Source organism: Gramella sp. KN1008, from assembly GCF_004332155.1.
Lineage (GTDB): Bacteria > Bacteroidota > Bacteroidia > Flavobacteriales > Flavobacteriaceae > Christiangramia.
The window spans coordinates 288,364-310,778 of the sequence record NZ_SJDV01000002.1; the positions used below are offsets into that span (position 1 = coordinate 288,364).

19 protein-coding genes are annotated in these 22,415 nt (G+C 39.6%); 9 read left to right on the forward strand and 10 right to left on the reverse strand.

Annotation, left to right across the window (positions count from 1 at the left end; translation table 11 throughout):
* Nucleotides 1-17: 17 nt before the first annotated feature.
* From EZJ28_RS04545 to EZJ28_RS04570, 6 genes are all read right to left on the reverse strand, one after another.
* Entirely contained in the window at nt 18-521 is a 504-nt protein-coding gene (locus EZJ28_RS04545; protein ID WP_165499025.1) for a DUF4402 domain-containing protein, read from the reverse strand.
* Nucleotides 522-526: 5 nt separating this feature from the next.
* Nucleotides 527-3,214, reverse strand: coding sequence for a T9SS type A sorting domain-containing protein (locus EZJ28_RS04550; RefSeq protein WP_131395395.1), 2,688 nt, complete (start codon nt 3,212-3,214; stop codon nt 527-529).
* A gap of 3 nt (nt 3,215-3,217) precedes the next feature.
* Nucleotides 3,218-4,027, reverse strand: a complete 810-nt coding sequence (locus EZJ28_RS04555) for a molecular chaperone (RefSeq protein WP_131395397.1) — start codon at nt 4,025-4,027, stop codon at nt 3,218-3,220.
* Nucleotides 4,028-4,067: 40 nt separating this feature from the next.
* The gene (locus tag EZJ28_RS04560; protein WP_131395399.1) at nt 4,068-4,562 is read right to left on the reverse strand and encodes a DUF4402 domain-containing protein; all 495 of its coding nucleotides are present in this window, start codon (nt 4,560-4,562) and stop codon (nt 4,068-4,070) included.
* Between the two features lie 89 nt (nt 4,563-4,651).
* On the reverse strand, nt 4,652-5,137 hold the full coding sequence (locus tag EZJ28_RS04565; RefSeq protein WP_131395401.1) for a DUF4402 domain-containing protein: 486 nt from the start codon (nt 5,135-5,137) through the stop codon (nt 4,652-4,654).
* A 203-nt stretch (nt 5,138-5,340) separates the two neighbouring features.
* Nucleotides 5,341-5,751 (reverse strand): DUF4402 domain-containing protein, encoded by a 411-nt coding sequence (locus tag EZJ28_RS04570; RefSeq protein ID WP_207388430.1) that lies wholly within the window; start codon nt 5,749-5,751, stop codon nt 5,341-5,343.
* Nucleotides 5,752-6,052: 301 nt separating this feature from the next.
* On the opposite strand from EZJ28_RS04570, the gene EZJ28_RS04575 reads away from it, so the two are divergent.
* The 3 genes from EZJ28_RS04575 to EZJ28_RS04585 are packed head-to-tail and all read left to right on the forward strand — an operon-like array spanning nt 6,053 to nt 9,714.
* Nucleotides 6,053-6,472, forward strand: a complete 420-nt coding sequence (locus EZJ28_RS04575; protein WP_131395405.1) for a DoxX family protein — start codon at nt 6,053-6,055, stop codon at nt 6,470-6,472.
* Nucleotides 6,473-6,475: 3 nt separating this feature from the next.
* A complete protein-coding gene (gndA, locus tag EZJ28_RS04580; RefSeq protein ID WP_242670067.1) occupies nt 6,476-8,359 on the forward strand; it encodes an NADP-dependent phosphogluconate dehydrogenase in 1,884 nt (627 codons plus the stop codon).
* 8 nt (nt 8,360-8,367) lie between these two features.
* Nucleotides 8,368-9,714 (forward strand): GntP family permease, encoded by a 1,347-nt coding sequence (locus EZJ28_RS04585; protein WP_131395407.1) that lies wholly within the window; start codon nt 8,368-8,370, stop codon nt 9,712-9,714.
* Nucleotides 9,715-9,744: 30 nt separating this feature from the next.
* Here EZJ28_RS04585 and EZJ28_RS04590 read toward each other — a convergent pair whose 3' ends face one another.
* Together EZJ28_RS04590 and EZJ28_RS04595 are read right to left on the reverse strand one after the other, a co-directional pair.
* Entirely contained in the window at nt 9,745-10,071 is a 327-nt protein-coding gene (locus EZJ28_RS04590) for a hypothetical protein (protein WP_131395409.1), read from the reverse strand.
* 142 nt (nt 10,072-10,213) lie between these two features.
* Entirely contained in the window at nt 10,214-11,065 is an 852-nt protein-coding gene (locus EZJ28_RS04595; RefSeq protein WP_131395411.1) for an OmpA family protein, read from the reverse strand.
* Between the two features lie 418 nt (nt 11,066-11,483).
* Between EZJ28_RS04595 and EZJ28_RS04600 the strand changes: the two genes are divergently transcribed.
* Entirely contained in the window at nt 11,484-16,487 is a 5,004-nt protein-coding gene (locus tag EZJ28_RS04600) for a translocation/assembly module TamB (protein WP_131395413.1), read from the forward strand.
* The gene (locus EZJ28_RS04605; RefSeq protein WP_347562573.1) at nt 16,474-18,786 is read left to right on the forward strand and encodes a BamA/TamA family outer membrane protein; all 2,313 of its coding nucleotides are present in this window, start codon (nt 16,474-16,476) and stop codon (nt 18,784-18,786) included. The genes EZJ28_RS04600 and EZJ28_RS04605 overlap by 14 nt, the downstream gene beginning before the upstream one ends.
* On the opposite strand, the gene upp is transcribed toward EZJ28_RS04605, so the two are convergent.
* Nucleotides 18,783-19,442 carry a uracil phosphoribosyltransferase gene (gene upp / locus EZJ28_RS04610; protein ID WP_131395415.1) on the reverse strand — a complete coding sequence of 220 codons (660 nt, stop codon included), beginning with the start codon at nt 19,440-19,442 and terminating at the stop codon, nt 18,783-18,785. The genes EZJ28_RS04605 and upp overlap by 4 nt on opposite strands.
* Before the next feature lie 187 nt (nt 19,443-19,629).
* Here upp and EZJ28_RS04615 point away from each other — a divergent pair, with 187 nt between their 5' ends.
* The 4 genes from EZJ28_RS04615 (at nt 19,630) to EZJ28_RS04630 (ending at nt 21,801) form a co-directional block, all read left to right on the forward strand.
* On the forward strand, nt 19,630-20,010 hold the full coding sequence (locus EZJ28_RS04615) for a VOC family protein (protein ID WP_131395418.1): 381 nt from the start codon (nt 19,630-19,632) through the stop codon (nt 20,008-20,010).
* A 6-nt stretch (nt 20,011-20,016) separates the two neighbouring features.
* Entirely contained in the window at nt 20,017-20,385 is a 369-nt protein-coding gene (locus EZJ28_RS04620; RefSeq protein ID WP_131395420.1) for a nuclear transport factor 2 family protein, read from the forward strand.
* A 29-nt stretch (nt 20,386-20,414) separates the two neighbouring features.
* Nucleotides 20,415-21,020 carry a DinB family protein gene (locus EZJ28_RS04625; RefSeq protein ID WP_165499026.1) on the forward strand — a complete coding sequence of 202 codons (606 nt, stop codon included), beginning with the start codon at nt 20,415-20,417 and terminating at the stop codon, nt 21,018-21,020.
* A gap of 163 nt (nt 21,021-21,183) precedes the next feature.
* Nucleotides 21,184-21,801 carry a hypothetical protein gene (locus EZJ28_RS04630; protein WP_131395424.1) on the forward strand — a complete coding sequence of 206 codons (618 nt, stop codon included), beginning with the start codon at nt 21,184-21,186 and terminating at the stop codon, nt 21,799-21,801.
* A 25-nt stretch (nt 21,802-21,826) separates the two neighbouring features.
* Here the strand turns inward: EZJ28_RS04630 and EZJ28_RS04635 are convergent, their stop codons facing one another.
* A complete protein-coding gene (locus tag EZJ28_RS04635) occupies nt 21,827-22,309 on the reverse strand; it encodes a PA2169 family four-helix-bundle protein (protein WP_131395426.1) in 483 nt (160 codons plus the stop codon).
* Nucleotides 22,310-22,415 lie beyond the last annotated feature (106 nt).

The window sequence follows — 22,415 nt, forward strand, 5'->3', positions numbered from 1 at the left end:
TAGGCTTTTGGAATTCTTTATTGCTGATTAAAAGTTATCATTATAGTGCCGCTATAGCGACCCGGGGTGTTTGCTGAAGGACTTCCCAGGGTAAGCGTACCGCCGATATAAACCGGATTGGGAATATCTGAATTTTGAGTACTGATAAAGGTATTTCCAGTACTATAACTGTTAATTTCCAGGCTAATTTTCTGGCCACCTCTTGTTAGTTCAAAACTGGGCGGATGGGTTATTGTTATGATTGTTCCGGGATTGGCGTACACATCAAATAAGGCAGGAGAAACTGTGGAGCCACTATTAAGTAAAGTGATATCATCTGTCCAGGTCCTGGTACCCGTATGGTCTACACTCACAGTGCCACCGTTTTCCCCCACAGTAAAAGCTCCAAAATCAAGAAATTGAGCTGTATTTACTTCTACTTCTACCGGAATTGGAGGATTCTCCTGGGCTGCCATTTGGTGATAACTCAATAGAACCGGCAAAAGACCTATGATCAACTTAAAACTTCGGAAACATTTCATATTCTTCATTTTTGAACCAATACCTTTTTTGAAAATTCTCTTTCCCCTGCAATATAACTTACCAGATATACCCCATTACTTTTAATTCCCCTGATATTTATAGTTTCATTCCCTCTTACTTTTCTAAGCTCTATGAGTTGTCCATTGATATTATTAATCCGAAGCACTCCTTTTCCGTGTTCTTTAAGATTCATTTTAATAATGATCTCCTGGCTTCCTCCAATGAGGCTGAATGGTTCATCGAAAATATCCTGTGGTGTTGGAGTATCAGAAGGAGAAAATGAGATATAAAAACGGGAGGAATACTCCATTTTACCTGAATAAAATTCATAATCCTGTTCACGAAGATTAACGTAAGTCTGTTTTGCTTCATCAATCAGGTAAATATTAAAACTTTGAGGGAGATTCTCAGCTGACTGAAGAGAGATACTTATAATGCCTTCACTTGCAGAAATTACTCCCAGCGGATATTTTCCAAAAATCTTACCGTCATCCATAGAAATGGCATTTATGGAAAGTTTTTTTCCTTCCGCAGATAATGAATAAAGATTGGGAACTTTTTTATTAGTATTAAGCAGTTTCAGGGCATCGATATTTTCTTCAAAATCAGCTGAAGCTGCTGGCTGAAAATAAAAGACCATAGCATCCATGTTCTTCTGGTCTTTATAACCAGCCGTAATACGGATTAGCTTTTTTGGTTCACTGCCACTTTTAATAAATTGCTGATCAAAATCCCTAACCCTAACTTCATTGGTCATACCAAGACTTCCAGTGGCCGGGTAAATTCCTGTAGGCGGGTCACTAACATGCACAAAAAAGCCCTGCATGGAAGGGATGATATTAGAACTACCACCATCAGCACTTGAAACACCATTTACATAGGAGGAATAAGTGCCGGTGTACTGATCGGTATTATCGGCTGTAAAGAAATAAATCGCGTCATCGATGTTATTCCTGGTCCAGCCCGTAGAGGCATCCCAGTCAATAGGTGAAGGGTAGGGGTTCCCTACCAGATGAAAACCTTTAGTATATTTCCTGTTATGATTAACAAGATTCTTTTGATAAGGGCCATTATTAACTGTACCACTAAGCTGTATTAGTAAAGGGGATGAATTATTTCCAAAATTAGCTGCATAACCTTCAAGAATATTTAAGGGGGAAGTGGCTGCAGTATAAGCTTCCCAACCCGAAGCATCCCTGTTCTGGGAATCAGTACGGTTTTCATTATACCTGTAGAAAGATGGGAAGCTCGCGTTGAGATCTATATAATCTGAAAGGTCACCAACTACCGTGTTGTCAAGCGGTGAACTTAAATACTTATATCCAAAAGCGGGATCCAGGAATCTCTGCATTATCACATTACCAATTACTTCCCCTGTTCCGGAACCATCGATAAGAGCCGTTTGAATATTATCTGAAATAAGTGCAAAATCATCACTCGTATAAAAATTACCGTTGGTGACCTTCAACGAACCTGTAAGTTGAATAGTTGAATTGGAAGTCACGCCATTTGAATTATCTATTTCCAGGGCTTTGATTCTGCTGTTCAACAGAAGGCCTGAAGGGATGGTCTGCGCAGCACTACCATTGAATTTAATCTTGCCTGAAGAAGCATCTATGCTGCCGGTACTGGTAACTATACCAGATATTTCGAGAGTGTTATCAAGAATTTCAAGGCTGGCTCCGGTTCCTATATTTAGGTGGTGAACCTTTCCACTTGCTCCGGTGTTTAATACTGGATAATTGGTAAGACCTGCCGGAATGCTGATATCTGAAGTACTATCCGGGATTGAATTACAAAGCCAGTTTCCTGCCGTATTCCAATCGCTGTTAATAGCCCCAGTCCATTCATTATTCTGTTGAACCGTCAATGTAGCCGGCTTTGAAATCGTGATCTTACAGCCGGAGGCGGTGGTATCCTGACTCCTGACGACCACTCTGTACTGGTTGCCATTCATATCAGAAGAAATGCCGGTTAAGCTTAATGAAGGAGGAGTAGAGGCCGTGCCAATATCTGTATACTCTGTTCCTCCAGAGGGTCTCATCTGCCACTGGTAATTCACGCCGCTGATCTGGTTCACAGAAAAACTTACAGATCCTCCAATACAGGATGACTGGTCGGTTGGATCTTCCACTTCATAACAGTTAAGTTTCTCGGTATATTCCGGCGGGAAAGTTTCAATATTCTCTTCAAGGTTATCTTCGGTGCCAAAATCGCAGTTATCGTTTCGGGTTTCAGTATTACCATCATAAGTTTCACAGGTAGTGAAATCATCTGGCCAGCCATCCACTTCACCAAAAATATAGATGTTTCCATCTGCAATATCAAGAGTACCCTGGTTGGAACCGGTAGTTCTGATAAAATTTCCCTGAACGATAAGGTAACTCGATACAGAAACATTTACCTGGTTCGAGGCCTCAAAATTACCGTAGACAAGTACAAAAGCCGAATCTCCCATGGAGAATTTCGACATATTTCCGCTCATAGTAAGGTCTCCATATACTATGAGCGTTCCGTTCACCCTAAGATCACTGATGTTTCTATTAAGATCAAGGTTGTTGTATTCCTTGGTTATGCCCGCTGGAATTGTATATAGGCCCGAAATAATGGTATCATTCTGAGCCTGAGTCTCAATAAAAAACGAGAGGCAGCAAATCAGAAATAAGAACCTTTGTAATCGGGGGTGGGGCATTGGTTATTGCAATTCGTGATCGGTTTTGGCAAATATCTTACCGTCTTCACCCTTGTAGGTAATGACGAGCTTTCCTTTTCCAGGCTCAATTGTTTCAGGCGTTTGTAACCTGAAAGAAAAGTGCCTATTTAGATTAGGTGTGTAAACGGCTATTCCTTTTACAAGACCAACTTCGGAAATCCTGGAATCTGCATGATATTCAACTACCAGATTTCCATACACAGACATATTTCCCTTTCTTTCGATATCCAGTGAAAGGATGTTCTCTTTAGCGCTGAATGAAATATTATTAAGTTCAACATCCGTGGTTGATTTCCCATTTCGAATAATCACGGGTATGCTGATCCCAAAGACTGTCCTGATATTTATTGAAATATTGTCTTTATCTTCGGAAATATCTTCACTTCCCAGCGCTTTCTGTTCTTCCACAGCTCTGAAATAAAGATGGGAGCGATATTCACCTTCTGTCATTTCTCCAGTTCTTGTAAGCTGTAATCTTACTGTCTGGGCTTCATTGGGGGCCAGACTAACACGGCGTGGATAATACCTCAGGTAACGATCGGCAAATCGTTGACCCTCTTCTGGTTCGGTTATCTGTTCAAAACCACCATCCTCTTTCATCTTATACTGAATAAATGAAATGGCATAAGTAGCCGAATCATTTCCGGTATTTGCCAGACTTATTTCCTGTGATCTTTCAGATCCGTCAAAAACAAGCCTTTTGGGCATGATCATAAGATCACCCTGAGAGAATGCGGTTTGAAAGGTTATTATTAAAGCAAGGGGTAGTAGGTAGTGTAAATTTTTGGTCATGTGGGGAGCGGTTAGGTTAATTCATCTAAAATCATCCATTTTAATTATAGGTGACCGTCACACTGAAACCTGAAGAATTGGTATAAAAACCGGGGGGCTGATTGGCTCCAAGATTCAGGGTTGCACCTATCTTCAGTATGTCGGTATCATCGCTTGTCACTTCGGGCATAACTGTAAACTGATCGATGACGAGTATCTGGTTCGGATTGCCTTCATTATATAATGTGAAATCTTCGGGCAGGGTGATGGAATAATTATAATTTCCATGTTTAACCACAGCCTCGGCTGGGCTAACCTGGCCCGGATTTGCCGGAGACAGATGAACACCAAAAGCCGTCCTGGTTCCCTCAGGAGATAAGATCAAAGTTCCAGGATTATAACTGCTTATCACATTCCCAAAATGGAGATCAACATTTTTGGTGATCTCAATAGGTTCTACGATCACCGCAGTGCTGTTCACGGAGGTGGAGGAGGAAGATTGAGCATATATTCCCGAACAAAAGCTTAATACCAGTATTAAAAGGCTTTTTTTCATTTATATTTTTAAAGGATTACAGATATGACTAAGTAAAAAACGCCGCCATGGCTGGACGGCGTTTAAATATATTCAAGTATTAAAAATCCTTATTCGTAAGTTACAGTTACGGTTACTTCACCGGTATAAGTTCCTGTAGCCTGGGTGGCTCCAACCTCCAATGTTCCTCCCACGGTAAAATTAGAATGTGACAATCCAGAATTATTAGGAAGACTGGTAGTAATATTTGATAGAGTCATTTGGTCTCCCCCTTCAGTTTCTAATATATCGCCAGAGGTGTTCACACTGTAGGTTACTCCAGTTGCACGACTAACAGAAAAAGTAGGAACAGAAAAAGGGCTGGAACTAATTTCCATATCGGTATTATCAAATGTTCTGTTTTCCCCGGCGGCATCAATAACCACATTTCCAGAAGTTCCATCCTGAGCAATCTTTCCAAAATCAAGGCTTCCCGAAGAAGTAATGCTTATAGGATCTACGATTTCTGCATTTACAGTTGCAGTTCCCGAAGCCGAACTTTGAGCATAACAGTTAAGTGATAAAAGGGCTAAAAGTAAAAGGGTAAAATTTTTCATTGTAAGTAGGTTTAATAGATCGTTTTTACATTGTAAATATGCGATTGTATTACATTACTTACCAAACTTAATCGTTAAGCGGTGGATATTACTCGTTGAGAGGTAATATAATTTGGATGAGTTGATCAAATTCACAACTCATTAACAGATGTTTGACTATAGGATAAAAAAAGGATAGAAGAAAAAGACTACAATTGTAAGTATTAGTTATAACTAACGGTTACCTCAATGGGCGCTATGCTACGGTAGTTTCCAGGCTGCTGTCCCGCCCCAACATCAAGGCTTGCACCCAGACGCACGGTTTCAGTATTATCATTGAATAATCCCTGATAATCGACGGTAAAATCTTTTAAGGTAAGAGAACTTTTTCCATTAGACATGAGGATTTCGTTCTGTGGCACTATAATATTATAGGAATATCCACTCTGTCCTTTTATCCTGAAACTAGCCGCAGAAACACCTGAAGCCTCGTCTAGCAAAACATCACCGCTGCTACTTCGCGTATTATCAGGATGTAAAGTGACTGTCCCCCCTTTACGTGCATCAATACTTGCGAAGTTCATATTCGATGTATTCTCTATTTGCACCGGTTCAATAATGGTGACTGTCGCCATGAAAGTGGCGCTCGCACTGCGTTGGGACAATGCTGTAAACGGCATTAAAACAAATATATAAAGTATTACAAAGTATCTGATATTCACAGGGAGATCTTATTGCTGAAATCGAATATAAATAAAATCAGATGAAATGCATAATAATATCGACGAAATGCATTTTTATTTATTCGGACATTAGTTTAAAATAATTGAACAATTATTCTTAATAATATATTTTCTTATTTTACAATTATATTTAATTAGGAATAATTAGTCGATTCCGAAAAACTAAGTACCTTTTCAGTTAAAATTTTTCCCCATGAAAACTTCATATACAACAAACCTAAACCTTCAGCATACAGATATAGGACTGCTGATTTTCAGAATTGGAATTGCTGGATTAATGTTAACTCATGGAGTGCCAAAGCTTATGAGATTCTTTGGTCCTGATGAGATAAGTTTTGGCGATCCGCTGGGTTTCGGACCGGTTGTTACTTTTACATTTGCCGTCCTTGCCGAATTCGTATGCTCGGTCTTCATTATTTTCGGGTTTCTTACCCGTTTCGCCGCGATTCCTCTTATACTCACCATGGCTGTAGCTGCACTGGTGGTTCATATACCCGATGGATTTGGGAAACAGGAATTGCCATTGCTGTATATGTTTGGCTTTATCCTGCTTTTTTTTACGGGAGGCGGGAAATATTCTCTTGACTTTATCTTGAGCAAAAGGAAAAAATAGGAATTGAGATCGATTTACATTTTAATGGGAGTTTCAGGGGTAGGTAAAACTACTCTAGGGAAAGCTTTGGCCTCAAAGCTTAACTTGAATTTCTATGATGGGGATGATTTTCATCCTCAGGAAAATATCCTTAAGATGAAAAATGGAAAACCTCTCACTGATGGAGACAGAGAGGGATGGCTTAAGAATATTTCTGACAAAATGAATGAATGCCCCAATGGAGCAGTTTTTACCTGTTCAGCCCTGAAGGAAAAATACCGGCGGTTCATAGAGGAGAATTCAGAAACTCTTATACACTGGATATTTCTTTATGAAAGCTTTGATGTAATCCATGAAAGGATGAAGAACAGGCAGGATCATTTTTTTAAACCTGAAATGCTAAAGTCCCAATTTGATATTCTGGAACAACCAAAATATGGGCTGCACATAAAAGTTAACGCCTCCCCTGAAGAGACATTAAAAAACCTGATGAGGAAGATTGAAATGCCTCAAATTGGAATAATAGGCCTTGGCGTTATGGGAAAAAATCTGGCCCTGAATATGGCTGAAAAAGGAATACAGGTTTCGGTCTATAATCGGGAAGTCGAAGGAGAGGAGGAAGGAATCGCTGAAAATTTTTATAAAGAAAATCAGGAGTACTTCGATTTTCATCATTTCAGCAACCTGACAGAATTCGTAAACTCTCTCCCGGTACCCAGGAATTTAATTTTAATGGTCAAAGCCGGGAATGCCGTAGATTCTGTGATGAATGAACTTTCACCATTACTGGAAAAAGATGATCTTATAATGGATGGTGGAAATTCTCACTTTAAGGATACCGAAAGAAGGATTTCCGAATTAAAGAAAAAAGGAATTCTTTATCTGGGAATTGGAATTTCGGGAGGAGAAGAAGGCGCGAGAAAAGGTCCTTCCATTATGCCGGGTGGATCTATGAAAGCCTATGAACGGGTTAAAAAACTACTTGATGCTATTGCGGCAAATGATGTGAAGGGAGTAGGTTGCTGCACATATATTAGCTCGGGAGGTTCCGGACATTTCGTAAAAATGGTACATAACGGGATCGAATACGGGGAAATGCAGCTAATAGCTGAATTTTACCATTTCATGAGGTTCTATCTTCAATTTGAACCCCGCCAAATAGCCAAATTATTTAAAGAGTGGAATAAGGAATTGAATAGTTATCTGCTTGAGATAACTATAGATATCCTTCAGAAAAAGGAAAACAAAGAGCTTCTTCTAGATCTGATTTTAGATGTTGCCGGTCAGAAAGGAACAGGAGGTTGGTCTACGCAGTCTGCCCTGGAACTGGGAGTTCCACTGGATACAATTACATCAGCGGTAATGGCCAGGAATATATCGGCTTATAAGGGCAGGAGAAATAGTGCTCACAAAGCTTATAGAACCTCTCATGATAATAGCTTAGAAACATCAATCAATGAATATCTTTTGCCGGCATTTAGAACCACACAAATAATAAACCATGCTATTGGTTTTGACTTGTTGGAAAAAGCCTCAGCTGAATATAACTGGAACCTTAATCTTTCGGAAATAGCAAGGGTCTGGACCAACGGGTGCATTATACGTTCCGGGTTAATGGAAAGCCTCGTTAAAATATTCAGAAGATCCTCTGATCATCTTCTGATAAATCCGGGAATTATTCCTGAAATTAAGGATAACAGGCAGTCACTTTCAATAATTGTTTCGGAAGCTATAAAACTTAATTGTCCGATACCGGTGAGCTCAGCTGCGATAAATTATCTCAATAATTTTGTCTCTGCACAATCATCGGCTAATATTATTCAGGCCCAGCGAGATTACTTTGGGACTCATACCTATGAAAGAACCGACAGAGTCCGTGGACAGTTTTATCATACCAAATGGAAATAAACCAATAGATGGATATCTCATTACTATTCGCAGTCTTAATCGGAATAGCCTTACTGTTATTTCTAATTCTCCGATTAAAGATTCAGGCGTTCCTGGCATTACTTATCGTTTGTATTGTAGTGGGACTCATGGCGGGACTTCCTGCTCTGGAGATCATGGAAACTATGAAAGAAGGAATGGGAAGCACTCTTGGCTTTGTCGCTACGGTTGTAGGACTTGGCGCTCTTTTTGGTGGCATCCTGGAACAGTCCGGTGGGGCTAAGGAACTTGCAGTACACATTCTTTCAAGAACTGGTGACAAAAGAGCTTCGTGGGCCATGATGCTTACAGGATTTGCGGTTGCCATACCTGTATTCTTTGATGTGGCATTTATTATCCTGGTGCCCGTTGCTTACGCCTTAAGTAAAAGAACGGGGAAATCGCTACTCCTATATGCACTGCCTTTGCTGGCTGGCCTTGCAATTACCCACGCGTTTATCCCGCCCACCCCGGGCCCCATAGCTGTAGCAGATATTCTTGGAGCCGATCTTGGCTGGGTGATCCTGTTTGGTTTCATAGCCGGCTTGCCGGCGGCAATTATCGGAGGGCCGCTTTATGCCCGGTATATATCAAAACGAATTTTCATTGAGGCAGGTCATTTTACCGACGGGAAAGAAGATGAAATTGAGAATCCTCCATCGGCAGGTTTAATAATTTTAATAATATTCGTTCCTATATTCCTTATAGTGCTCAGTACAATTATTAACAGTCCATTTTTGGCTCAGACAAATATTCCCCCGGGTGTTTTGGATGTGATAAGCTTATTGGGACATCCATTTACGGCTCTTATTATAGCCAATTTACTTGCCTGGTATTTTATTGGAGTTAGAAGAGGAATGGGCAAGGATTTTCTTTTAAAAGTAGGGACGTCTTCCTTTCAGGCTGCTGGTATTATCATACTTCTTACCGGTGCGGGAGGAGCTTTCAAACAAATTTTGATCGCGACCGGGGCAGGGGAAATGATAGCAGGGGGGCTTAATAACAGCTTCTTTAACCCATTATTATTTGGTTATATAACTGCTCTTCTTATAAGAATCCTGCAAGGCTCTGCCACAGTGGCCATGATAACGGCTGCGGGCATTACAGCTCCCGTAATTGCGGAAGCAGGATATTCCATGCCTCATATTGCCCTTATAGTAATTGCTATTGCAGCCGGAGCATCAAGTTTTTCGCATGTGAATGATAGTGGATTCTGGTTGGTAGGCCAGTATCTGGGACTTACGGAAAAACAAACTTTCGCTTCGTGGACTGTAATGACCTGTATCATCTCCGTTGTGGGTCTTTTGGTGAGTCTTTTGTTATGGTATATCATTTAAAAAGTCCATCAGATTTGATGGACTTTAAAATTAAATATCTTTATCAGAATTGGGGTGTTCCTTTGATTTCTGCCTGTCTGGCCGGGCACCCTTTTTATTATACTGCCAGTTCTGTTCATCGGGGATCTGTCCCTCTTTATCAGGATTTGCATCATTACTGGCAGGAACATCCATTTCTTCTGCGGTAAAATCTACCGGTCTATCACGATCCAGGGCTTTATCCTGCCCCTTGTTCATACTTCTGCCTTTTTCATTTAAAGCCTGTTTATCTTCGTTTGTAATATCAGGATTATAAGGCAGATCCTCTGGTTTTCCCGCTTTCTTTTCTTCTTCCGGTCTCTTCACTTTTTTCTTCATAACCTTAATTTTTTCTTTCTTTAATAAGTTAATTAATACAATGTATAAAGACTATTTATCAAGGTTAAAATCCAGTTAAACCTCAAAATAAAAAGGGAAGCAATTCTGCTTCCCTTGATTTTTTCAATTATACCTGATTGGTCTATTCTTCGACTTCAGCTACCTGAGCGTCAGACTCAAGCATCGCAAAGAATTTATCAAGATTAGGAATAATTACGATTCTTGTTCTACGATTCTTCGCCATGTTTTCCTTGTTGGTATTATCAACTAGCGGCTGATAACTACTTCTACCCGCGGCGATAAGTTTTGCCGGATCCACATCGTATTTATCCTGCAGAATTCGTACAATAGAAGTTGCTCTTCTCACACTAAGATCCCAGTTGTCTTTGAGGTAAGAGTTCTCAACGATAGTTCTGTCATCTGTATGACCTTCTATCATAACTTCCATGGCAGGTTCACTGTTGATCACTTCAGCAAGTTTTTTAAGAAGTGGCTGAGCTTTATTAGTAACTCTGTAACTTCCGCTTCCAAAAAGAAGTTTATCGGAAACATTGATCATTACCACGGTTTCATCTACGCTAATGTCAATATCATCCTCATCAGCACCTTCAGAAATGTTCTTCTTCAGATTATGTGAAACTGCAAGGTTGATAGAATCTTCGAGGGTTTTTGCTTCTTTTACCTCCTCAGGATCCATTTGAGAGATAGTGTTTCTCATTTTTTCCCTTGTCTGCTTAGACATTACCGTTAGATCGTTCATTTCCATCATGCCCTCATTCTCAGTTCTGAGAGAATTGATCTTGGCATTATATTCTGCCACCCGTTCCTCGATGCGGGCATACTTTTCTTCGATCTCTTCTTTTTCTACCCGGGTTTTCTGTAGAGTGCTTCTGGTATCGTTAAGTTCGCTTTCTAGTGCAACATATTTCTTCTTGGAAACACAGGAAGTCAACATGCTGGCAGCCAGTACCGTTACGGTTAATACTCTTTTCATAAATAGATTTTTAAATGTTGAATTGATTAATTATCTAGTTTTTTATATCACCTTAATAAAAGCCAGAATAATGCCATGTACGAATAATCTTCTTCGGTTGACCTTATAATCCGGGGCCTCCTGAATCTCCAAAAGCGCCTACAGTGCCTGATATTAAGCATTTTAAATATTTTCTGGATTTTCTGATTTCTCTAAAAATATGGAGATTAACTCTCTGAAAAATTGTAATTCACTGATCTCAAAAACTGTGGAAATCCTATAATTCTGTGTAAAAAATCTCCACAATTCTGATTTGTTAACCGCACTGATTCGCTGCTAATAATGGTATTTTCTGAGGATTTTAACAACAAATTAGGTTTTCATGCTTTCGCTTTAACTTCTCTAAACGATAACTTTGAGGTTTACTAAATTCTATTGATTGACAAATTCAGGGAGAAAGCTATTGAAAGTCTTTAAGTTCCTGGGGAAATTCTTCCTTGGTTTGTTGATCGTTATTCTCTTACTGGCTCTTTTTATAAGGAGCGAATGGGGTCAGAATATTATAAAGGACAAATTCATTAGTTCCATAGAAGATAAATCGGGTGCTGAAATAAGCCTGGAGCGTATATTTATCAAGTTCAATGGTGATATCCAGGCAGAAGAGCTTTATATAGAAGATCCTGAAGGTGACACTATCATTTATTCCGAATATATTTCAGCAAATATTGGGCTCTGGCAACTCATTAAGGGCGAGGCTTTTTCACTTAACGACCTGGAGGCTTCAAATCTAAAGGCCAATATTATCCGCAGGGATTCGGTTCAGGGTTATAATTACGAGAGCCTGATGAAAGCCTTTTCAAAGAACAATACCCAGCCCACACCTACAGATACTACTTCTAAACCCATGAAGACTATTATTGGTGATCTGGAGCTTAAAGATTTTAATATTTTATACAGAGACGACGTTTCCGGAATCGATTCCAGGTTTATTTTTGAAAAATTGCAGCTGGATTTCAAAGAATTCGATCTGGACAAGATGGTATATAAAGTCGGGGAGGTGGAATTCTATAACGCGAGGATTGATTATAACCAAACTCGTCCATTTCCAAAAAGCAGTGATGATGAGCCTGTCCCTGCACCAATGTTCAGCATAGATGAACTCAATTTCAGTAATATATTATTGCGCTACAATAGTGAGCCGGATTCCCTTTTTACCCATATGGAAATTAATGAGTTTCAACTTGCTGATAGTGAAATAGACCTAAAGGAACTTCAGCTTTCAGGAGATAATATAAGGCTGGCTAATTCCAGGATAGAGCTGGACCTAAAGCAACGAACTGCTTCTCCTTCGGAAGAAACTTCCGGTGCCGGCTCCGGTTTCCAATGGCCAGAATGGAAGGTTGATATTGCTAATATTGATTTCGAAAATAATTCATTTGATTACTCGGTTAATCAGGCCAGCGTAAAAGATGGCACTTTTGATCCAAATGCCATTAAACTGGAGGATTTCTATCTCCAGGCTGATGCTCTTAACTATGAAAAAGGTAAAGCTACTGCCAGGATTGAGAAATTAGGGTTCAGGGAAGCTTCAGGAATCAATGTTAGAAGGTTTAACATTTTCGTCACATTAAGTGATGAAAGAGCAGAATTTAAAGAGTTTGATCTTGCTGCTAATGGTAATACTGCTTCCGGAAACCTGGTATTGACTTATACAGACATCAATGAATTTCTAAACGAACCGGGTAAGGCTAATATTGAAGCTGATCTTGGAGGTATCAAGCTTGATATAAAGGATATTTTCAGGTTTCAGCCTTCATTAAGAAATAACGAGATTATGCGGTCGCTTTCTGATGCCCCTATAAGGGGAAGCTTCTCAGCTACCGGCAGGTTAGACAACCTGAATTTAAAGCGTTTGGATTTGAACTGGAAGAACACAAGGATAGCGGGCAATGGATCCATTCGTAATCTCCAGGATCCCGACAACCTGGTATTTAACCTTCCGGAATTTAGAATGAATACGGTTAGAAGCGACCTGTTGACTTTCGTCAGGGAAGAGGATACAGGAATCAGCCTTCCTGAAAAAATGAGCCTGGAAGGTAAGTTTTCGGGAAGTATGAGTGATATTGAGACGACTTCTGTCCTAAGCACTTCTGAAGGAAACATTAAGGTAGATGGCCGTTTTGAAACGGGCCAGCAAATAACTTTCAATGCCAGTATCCAGGGAGATAGTTTAGCACTGGGAAGGCTACTTCAGAATGAAAAGTTGGGTAATCTTGATATACAATTAGAGACTTCGGGAAGCGGAAATTCCATGAATACCCTTGATGCCCGTCTTGAATCCAGTATTACTTCCTTCTCGTATAACGGATATGAATTCAGAAATATAGATCTGGAAGGAGAACTCGAGGACGGTCAGGGTCCCATAAATCTTTACTATCAGGATCCTTATCTGGAGATGGAAGCCCAAACTCTTGTGACTCTTGATACGGTCTCTCCCAGGCTGGACTTTACAGTTTATCTGGACGGTGCAGATCTGGGGAAGCTAGGGATAACCCAAAAAAGCATAAAAACAGGATTTGTCCTGGAAGGCTGGTTCCAGGGTAATTCGAACCAATATGAATCCCAGGCTGAAATTATTGACGGGATCGCCGTTTATAATAACAAGACCTATTTATTAGGGAATTTTGATGCTTCGGCCTATGTTAGGCCCGATACCACTTCAGTAACCGTAAAGAACAGGGTGATAAACCTTGATCTTCGCTCTAATGCCGATCCCTTAGCTTTTACAGCGGCCATTAACCGTCATTTTAAACGATATATCACTGAAAATTATAAGGAAGATTCCATTATAGATCCGGTCAATCTAAGGCTTAATGCACATATTAATGAATCTCCTATTCTTAATGAGGTTTTTCTTGTGAATCTTGAAGAACTTGATAGTGTGGATATAGATGTAGACTTCAGGGAAAAGGAACGTAAGCTGGATGCTTCCATCTCCATCCCTTTTATCAATTATTACAGTAGCGAGGTAGACAGTTTAAAACTTGAAATGCGTTCTGATCCCAATGACCTTAATTTTGAATTCGCTTTCAACGAACTCAATGCAGGGCCTCTGGCAATAAAGAAAACCCTCTTACAGGGAACGGTGCTGGATAGAAAATTAAACCTTGATTTTACCTCTCTCTACGATGGGGATAGCCTGGTTCATGTAAATTCAGAACTTAATTTTCAGGGAGACACACTGAAATATCATATAAATCCGCAAAAACTTATTCTTAACCGTAATCCCTGGAGTATTGATTCCTCAAACCGTATAAGTTATGCTCGGGAATATTTGGATTTTAGGGATTTCAGACTTTTCAGAGACGATCAACAAATGCAGATAAGCAATAATGAGCCGGGAGTGGAAAAGGAACATCTCAGTCTCAATTTCAGTAATTTTAAACTGGCCGCCTTACTCAATTATCTTAATCCCGAAAATGAGCTAGCTAAAGGACAGCTCAACGGTAAACTGATTTATGAAGAACCTTTCGGTAAGACCGGTCTTCTTGCCGATATGCAAATAAATCAGTTCCAGGTCATGAATGTAGACCTGAATACCCTTAGTCTAAAGGGAAATTCAGCCGGATTTAATAATTATGACTTTGAAATGGCCATCAAGGGAGGAGAGGTGGATCTTGATCTGGTAGGTACTTATCTAGCTGATGAAACTTCGGCAAACCTTGACTTGAACCTGGACCTGAATGAAGTTAAGATGACCGCTCTTGAAGGATTTTCACTAGGCGAGATCAAGGATGGCAGCGGAAGTTTTTCAGGTAACTTCAATGTTAAGGGAACGGTGGCCGAACCTCAATATGAAGGAGTGTTGAATTTTAACGATGCCGGTTTCAATATTACTTTTCTTAACGCCCCTTTCTTTCTACCCAATGAGACGCTGAGCATGGATAATGACGGAATTTATTTTGAAGATTTCAATATTAATGATGAGAACCGTGATTCGTTCGTGATCAATGGAGAAATAGGTACAGAAACTTTTTTGAATCCAACATTCGACCTGGACCTGCAGGCAAGGGATTTCAGTTTACTTAATTCTACCGAAGAAGATTATGAACTATTCTATGGTGATGCTGTGGTAGATGTGGATGCTCAGGTAACCGGCGATCTTAATCTGCCTGTCGTGAATATGGACCTTAAGGTAAAAGAAAATACTAATTTCACTTATGTTGTACCAGAGGCCGAATTACAGATGAAGGAGAGGGATGGGATCGTAATATTCGTCAATAAGGAAAACCCTGATGATATTCTTACCCAAACCGAAGAAGAGTCCTATGTGATCTCGGGTTTTGATATTTACTCCAGAATAAAGGTTGATGAAGAGGCCAAAATAAATATGATCATCAATCAGGAAACAGGAGACATGTTCCAGGTACAGGGAGAGGGAGATCTGATTTTTAATATGTATCCAAATGGCAGGCTTTCCCTTACTGGTATTTACGAGATCAACGATGGTTTTTATGAAATGAGTCTTTATAACCTCGTGAAGAGAAGGTTTGACATCGCTGATGGAAGCAGGGTTTCCTGGGCGGGCGATCCCTTTGAAGCACAGCTGGATGTAAGGGCTATCTATAGGGTTGAAACATCGGCATCTTCGCTTATGGCCACACGCTTATCTGCCACCGATCCTGCCACAACGCAACGTTACCGGCAGGAATTGCCATTTTATGTCTATTTGAATATAGACGGTGAACTTATGGAACCTAAAATATCTTTTAATCTGGATATGCCTGAAGAAGAACAGGGTGCGATTGGAGGGCAGGTGTATGGAATGGTACAACAACTAAACAGTCAGGAACAGGAACTTAACAAGCAGGTATTTTCACTACTGGTACTCAACAGGTTCTTTCCTGGTTCGGGCAGTGACGGAAGCAGGGGAGGGACTCTAGCTGTGGCAAGGGATAACCTCAACGAAGCTTTATCTGATCAATTAAACATGCTTTCCAGCAGGATCCTGGGAGAGAGTGGACTTCAGTTGAACTTTCAGGTGGACAGTTTTACCGATTACCAGGGTGAAAGTCCGCAGGACAGGACACAGCTTGATATAAGCGCTCAAAAAGCCTTTCTTGAGGATAGGCTTATCGTAGAAGTAGGAAGCGAACTGGATATACAGGGAGGAAATCAGCCGGGACAGGAAACCAGCCCGGTAATCGGAAATGTGAGCATCTCATATCTGCTGGATGAAGACGGGGTTTGGCGCCTTAAAGGTTTTAGCAGAAGCCAGTATGAGAATGTGATAGACGGGCAGCTTATTGTAAGCGGAATAGCGTTGATATTCACGAAAGAATTCAACAAATTTAAAGATATGTTCGAGAAGGCCGTAATGGAAAATGTAAAGAAAGAAGAGAATAGTTCAGAAAAGAAAAATAAGGACAGTGATAAGAATTAAACCGGGAGTCATATTATTTTTAGCAGGTCTTATTATTCAGGGCTGCAGTGTTAAGAAATTCATTCCTGCGGATGAATTTCTATATACCGGTGCACGGGTAGAAATAGAATCAGATACCACGATTAAGGAAAAGCCTCATTTAAAGACCGAACTGGAAAACGTACTAAGGCCGGAGCCTAATACGAAGATCCTGGGAATGCGACCCGGTTTATATTTTCACTATAAAGCACAAAAGGACAAGCCTGGTTTCATTAATAAATTCCTGAACAAGAAGTTCGGAGAGGAACCTGTTTATCTTTCAGATGTTGATATAAACAATACTGAAGACCTCCTTCTTAACAGGCTTGAAAATCGTGGTTTCTTCTATAGCAGGGTAAATTCTTCAACAGAAAAGAATGAAAAGGCCAAAACTGCTTCCACTGCTTATGAACTTATTGTTCCAGAACCTTACACAATGGAGACCTATCAGTTAGATACAGATACCCTGATAGTTTACGAACAAATTAAAAATAACCTGGATAAAACCCTGTTGGAAAAGGGAATGCGTTTCGATCTTCCGGAACTGAAAGCTGAAAGGGAAAGAATAGACCTCCATCTCAAAAAAGATGGGTATTATAACTTCAATCCAGGATTTCTCATTTTTGAAGCCGATACCAATCAGTATGAAAAGAAGAATTTCGATCTTTATTTAAGGCTTAAGAAAGATGTACCTCCAAAATCAGTAATTCCTTATCAGATTTCAAATGTGAATGTGTATGCGAATTATAATGTTGATGAGGACTCACTCACAAAGAATTATGAACGCTACCAGGACAAGAATTACTTCCAGGAAGATCTCATCTTTAAACCTAAACGACTGGATCCCTACATTCTCATTGAGACCGGGGATTATTATGATCCGGAAAAATCAAGGAATACCAGCAGGAGATTAGGATCAATTGGAGCCTATAAATTTGTAAACATCCAGTATAAGGAGATAGATACTCTTGCAACAGACAGCCTGGGACTGCTGGAAGCTAATATCTATTTATCCCCATTAAAGAAGCGGGCTATAAGGGCAGAATTACAGGCCCTTACCAAGTCCAATAATTTTGCAGGTCCTCATCTTGGGGTGACTTTTTCTAACCGAAACCTATTTAAAGGAGGGGAGAGCCTTCATATATCGGCAAATGTAGGATATGAATTTCAGGCTGGGACCAAAGAGAAGGCCGGTCGTAACAGCATACAATTAGGTCTAACCAATGATCTTATTATCCCACGAATGATCTTCCCTATAGAGATCAACAAGAACTTCTTTAAATATTCTATTCCAAAGACAAAGATCAGTCTGGGAGGAGATTATCTGAAGCGCAGTGAGTTATTCAGTCTTAGTTCACTTTCGGCCAGATTTGGCTACTATTGGAATGCCAACAGATATGTTTCCCACGAGATCAACCCTTTAAGTCTTAATTACGTCAGGCCAGGGGAGAAGTCGGAAGAATTTCAGCAGGTACTGGATGAGAATCCGTTTCTGGCAAGTAGTTTTAATGAGCAGTTCATTCCCGGCCTTACTTATTCTTTCATTTATAACGGCCTGATTGATCTGGATAAAAAACACGTGTTCTATTTCAATGGGAATTTTGATATTGCCGGGAATACTTTCAGTCTTTTTGGGAAGAAAAATGAAGAAGGTAAACAGGAAGTTCTGGGTCTTGAATATTCACAGTATGTAAAACTGGATACAGATTTTAGATACCATTTTAGATTTGGAAGAGCGCAGGTGATCGCTACCAGGTTGTTTGCCGGATATGGTTTAGCATATGGCAATTCAGAGGTGATGCCATTTAGTAAACAGTATTTCTCGGGTGGACCCTACAGTGTACGGGCTTTCAGAACGCGGTCTCTTGGCCCTGGAAATTATTCGCCTCCGGAACAAGAGGGAGGCCTTGGATACCGGGACCAATATGGAAATATAAGGCTGGAAGCCAATGCCGAATACAGGTTCCCTATTATCACTTATCTGAATGGAGCTTTCTTTGTAGATGCCGGCAATGTGTGGACAAGCAAGGTGAATCCTGATCTGCAACCTGAAGGGAATGAGGGAGAAAATCTTCCTGCAGATATTGGTAAGTTCAGTGGTAATTTTATAAATGAACTGGGAATTGGAGCCGGTGTGGGCTTACGCATCCATATTCAGAATTTTGTGATACGCTTTGATCTGGCCGCTCCTCTTCATGATCCGGCTTTACCTGCGGGCCAAAGATGGGAATTTGATATTACCAATCCGGTTTTCAATTTCGCGATTGGATATCCCTTCTAATGTTGCATTTTACTTCCAAAACATAAATCTCCTGCATCCCCCAGTCCTGGAACTATATAACCTTTACTATTTAATTCATGATCTATAGTAGCTATCCAGAGCTTGGAATCCTCAGGGAATACAGATTTCAGATATTCGATTCCCTCATCAGAACCTATTACCGATACCAGATGGATCTTTGAAGGTTTTCCCATTGGTTCAAGGGCTTTAAGAACATTGGCAAAAGAACGACCGGTAGCCAGCATAGGATCGGCCAGGATAAGGGTTTTTCCTTCAAGCGAAGGAGAGGCCAGGTATTCTACCAGGATCTCAAACTTCTCATCATTATCGGGATGGTGGCGATAAGCAGAAATAAATGAATTTTCTGCATCATCAAAATAGTTGAGAACTCCCTGGTGTAAGGGAAGACCAGCGCGTAAAATGGAACATATCACCACTTCATCTTTTGGCAGCGATAGTTTTGACTTACCTAACGGAGTACTAATCTCTTCCTCTTTATAATGAAGTTCCTTACTTAGTTCATAGGCCAATATCTCTCCAAGACGTTCAATATTCCGCCGAAAACGCATTCTGTCTACCTGAATATTTATATCCCTTAACTGCGAAACAAATTTGGTCGCAATAGAGTTTGTTTTTAGGAGTTCCTGAACCTGCATGTTTAATTGAATTAGATACGATCCAAATTTAATCTTTTCATTATAGATATTAATAAAAGCTAGCAATAAACATGGGTTCTGTTATAATTCACAATACAGTCCCTACCATCCTTTCAGAAGAATGAAAAAAGTAAAATGTCAAAATAATGACGTAAATTTATGAGTCAACATATTAAAAATCAATAAAATGAAGGGCCTCTCAGAAGCTTTTTCAACATACTCTGTCAATGATCTCAAAATGGCAAAGAAGTTTTATGAGGATACTCTCGGTCTTGATGTTACTGAAAATGAAATGGGGTTACTGGAGTTAAAGATGGCTAATTGTCAGGTTCTTATCTATCCAAAACCTGACCATAAACCGGCTAATTTTACCGTACTTAACTTTAAAGTAAAAAACCTGGAAAGGCAAGTAGATACCCTCAGAGTTAAAGGGGTAATATTTGAACAATATGACAACGATCAAATTAAAACTGATCCCAAAGGTATCCACAGTAGTAAACATGGGCCTCGGATAGCCTGGTTTATGGATCCGGCAGGTAATATACTTTCATTAATTGAAGAAAAATAACAGATTATGGCTAATAGGAAAGAATTCGTTAAAAAAATCAATAAAGCATTCGCAAGTTGTAATACGGAGTTTATTTCTAAAAGTGTAACAGATGAGATTGAATGGATAATAGTTGGTGAAAAAACCATTGCCGGCAGGGAAGCCTTTGAAGATGCTCTTGAAAGAATGAAACTGGGCGGTCCAATGCAAATAAACCTTGTAGATATCATTACTGAAGAGGATAAAACAGTAGTGGAAGGTATTGTTGAAATGGAGATGGAGCCCGGTAAAGTTAAAAAATATGCGTTTTGCGATATCTACATTTTCCAGGATACTAAAAGCAATAAATTTAAAGAGTTAAGAACCTATATATCGGCCATAAAAAAGAAGAAATAACTATTTCTCATATCCATTAATTTAATTATTTGAACACGAAAACTTTAATATCCATAATGTGCCTTGTGTTTCTTGGTGCATTTTATTCCGAAAACCCGGTCAGTACACAGAAAGATGACATCTTTGAATACCTGGAGGAGACAGGAGAAGGTCTGGAAGAAAGCGTTGAGAGTTTAAGTGAGGCGCAAATGCAGTTTAAAGCAAACCCAGATAGCTGGTCTGTAGCAGAAATCGTAGAACACATTAATATTGTTGAAGGCGCCCTAAAATCTATGCTGGAAGCCAAGTTTGCTGAAGATCCAACTCCTGAATTGAGGGCAGAAGTGAAAATGACCGATGAAGATATTATTGCTTTTATTACAGATCGCAGTCAAAAGGTTAAGACACAGTCCCAGTTCGAACCTTCTGCTAAATATAAAAATGCAGATGAAGCCCTGGAGGCTTTTAAGGATCAAAGGGAAGACATCGTGGATTTTCTAAAGGATTCTGATGTAGATATGAGAAATTACATCAATGAATTTCCCTTCGGAAAAATAGATGCCTGCCAGACCGTTCTTTTTATGGCCGGCCATACAGCGCGTCATACTGAGCAGATAAAGGAAATAAAAGCGAGTGCAGGCTTTCCGGAAGATTAGAAAACTAAAGACCTAAATCAATCCCGGATATTAATATCCGGGATTTCAATTTAGTTATTTTTAAAATTGTATTAATGTATGTTTTGAATCTCTTTTTATCATATCCATTTTTTTTGGCTGTATTTTTGATGTAAATAAGAACAGATTGCGAACAAATAATATCATGCTTAAACAAATACTCTTAGTTGCTTTTTTCCTTGTAAACCTGGGAGCATATTCCCAGGTAGAGATACCTCGTACCACTAATACCGGTACTATTATTAAAGCTGAAGAAACCAATACTGGATTTCCCATTCTAAAAAAAGAAGAGACCGAAACCGAAAGCAGGTTTCTAAAAGAGAAACCGAAGGCTATTGATCTCAGAGAGAATCCCAACGGATTATTAACTGCCGGAGACGTGATTGAAGAGAAATGGACCAAGGATAAGGAGATAAAAGAAGAGTTTAAATTTGATCAGAGCCTTGGTAATGTGGTGACCAAGGGTAAGTTTGTAGAAGTCTATTGCCGGGATCATGAATATGTAGATGGAGACAAAGTACAGATCTTTGTGAATGGAGAACTTGTAGCGAGAAGCGTAAGTCTTCATGCAGGCTTTCAACCCATACTGGTAACCCTTCAGGATGGTTTTAATAGCATTGAATTTGTAGCTCTTAATCAGGGAAGTTCCGGGCCAAATACAGCCGAACTTCGTGTACTGAGTGAAAAAGGAGAACAGCTGGCAAAAAAGGAATGGAATCTTCTCACCGGCGCAAAAGCCCAGTTAATAGTGGTTAAAAATTAATAGTTAAAAATGATTTTTCCATTTTCTAGTCGGCTATTTGTTCAAGGCGCTTTATCTCAGAAATAGTTTTCTTAATATGATCTCTCTGAGTCTCCAGCAGGGTTTTGATTCTCGGAGATAGAATGTTTTTTTCGATCACTCTTTCATATTCCTTTAAACTTACTTTTTCACCCCTCAGACACTCCTCAAGCAGAGCCTCATCTTCTTTTTTGGTAATGGCTGTTCTAAAGTCCATCCAGAATTTATGAAGGTTGCCAAGTACGCTACCATTTCCTTTTGAATCAGGATGCTCATTAAGCATATGGATTTCTTTATCGAGTTCAGTCGCAAAATGATTTCGGCGTACAGCCTGTTCTTTAAGGAATACCTTAATATCGCGTCTGTCTGCATGTTCAATAGCTTTTTTATAGCCTTTCTCGGCATCATAATTCTTCTCTAATAACGAAGAAAGTATTTGCAGCATATTTCTATGGCTCTCTTCCCGGGCCGCTTCTCTTGTAGTTTTCATAACGCAGAAGTTTAAAAGTTACCTCTATAAAGATAATTATAATAGCATTTATTAATATATTGATTTTTAATAAATTATCATGACAATCGTCATGTTTTATATATTT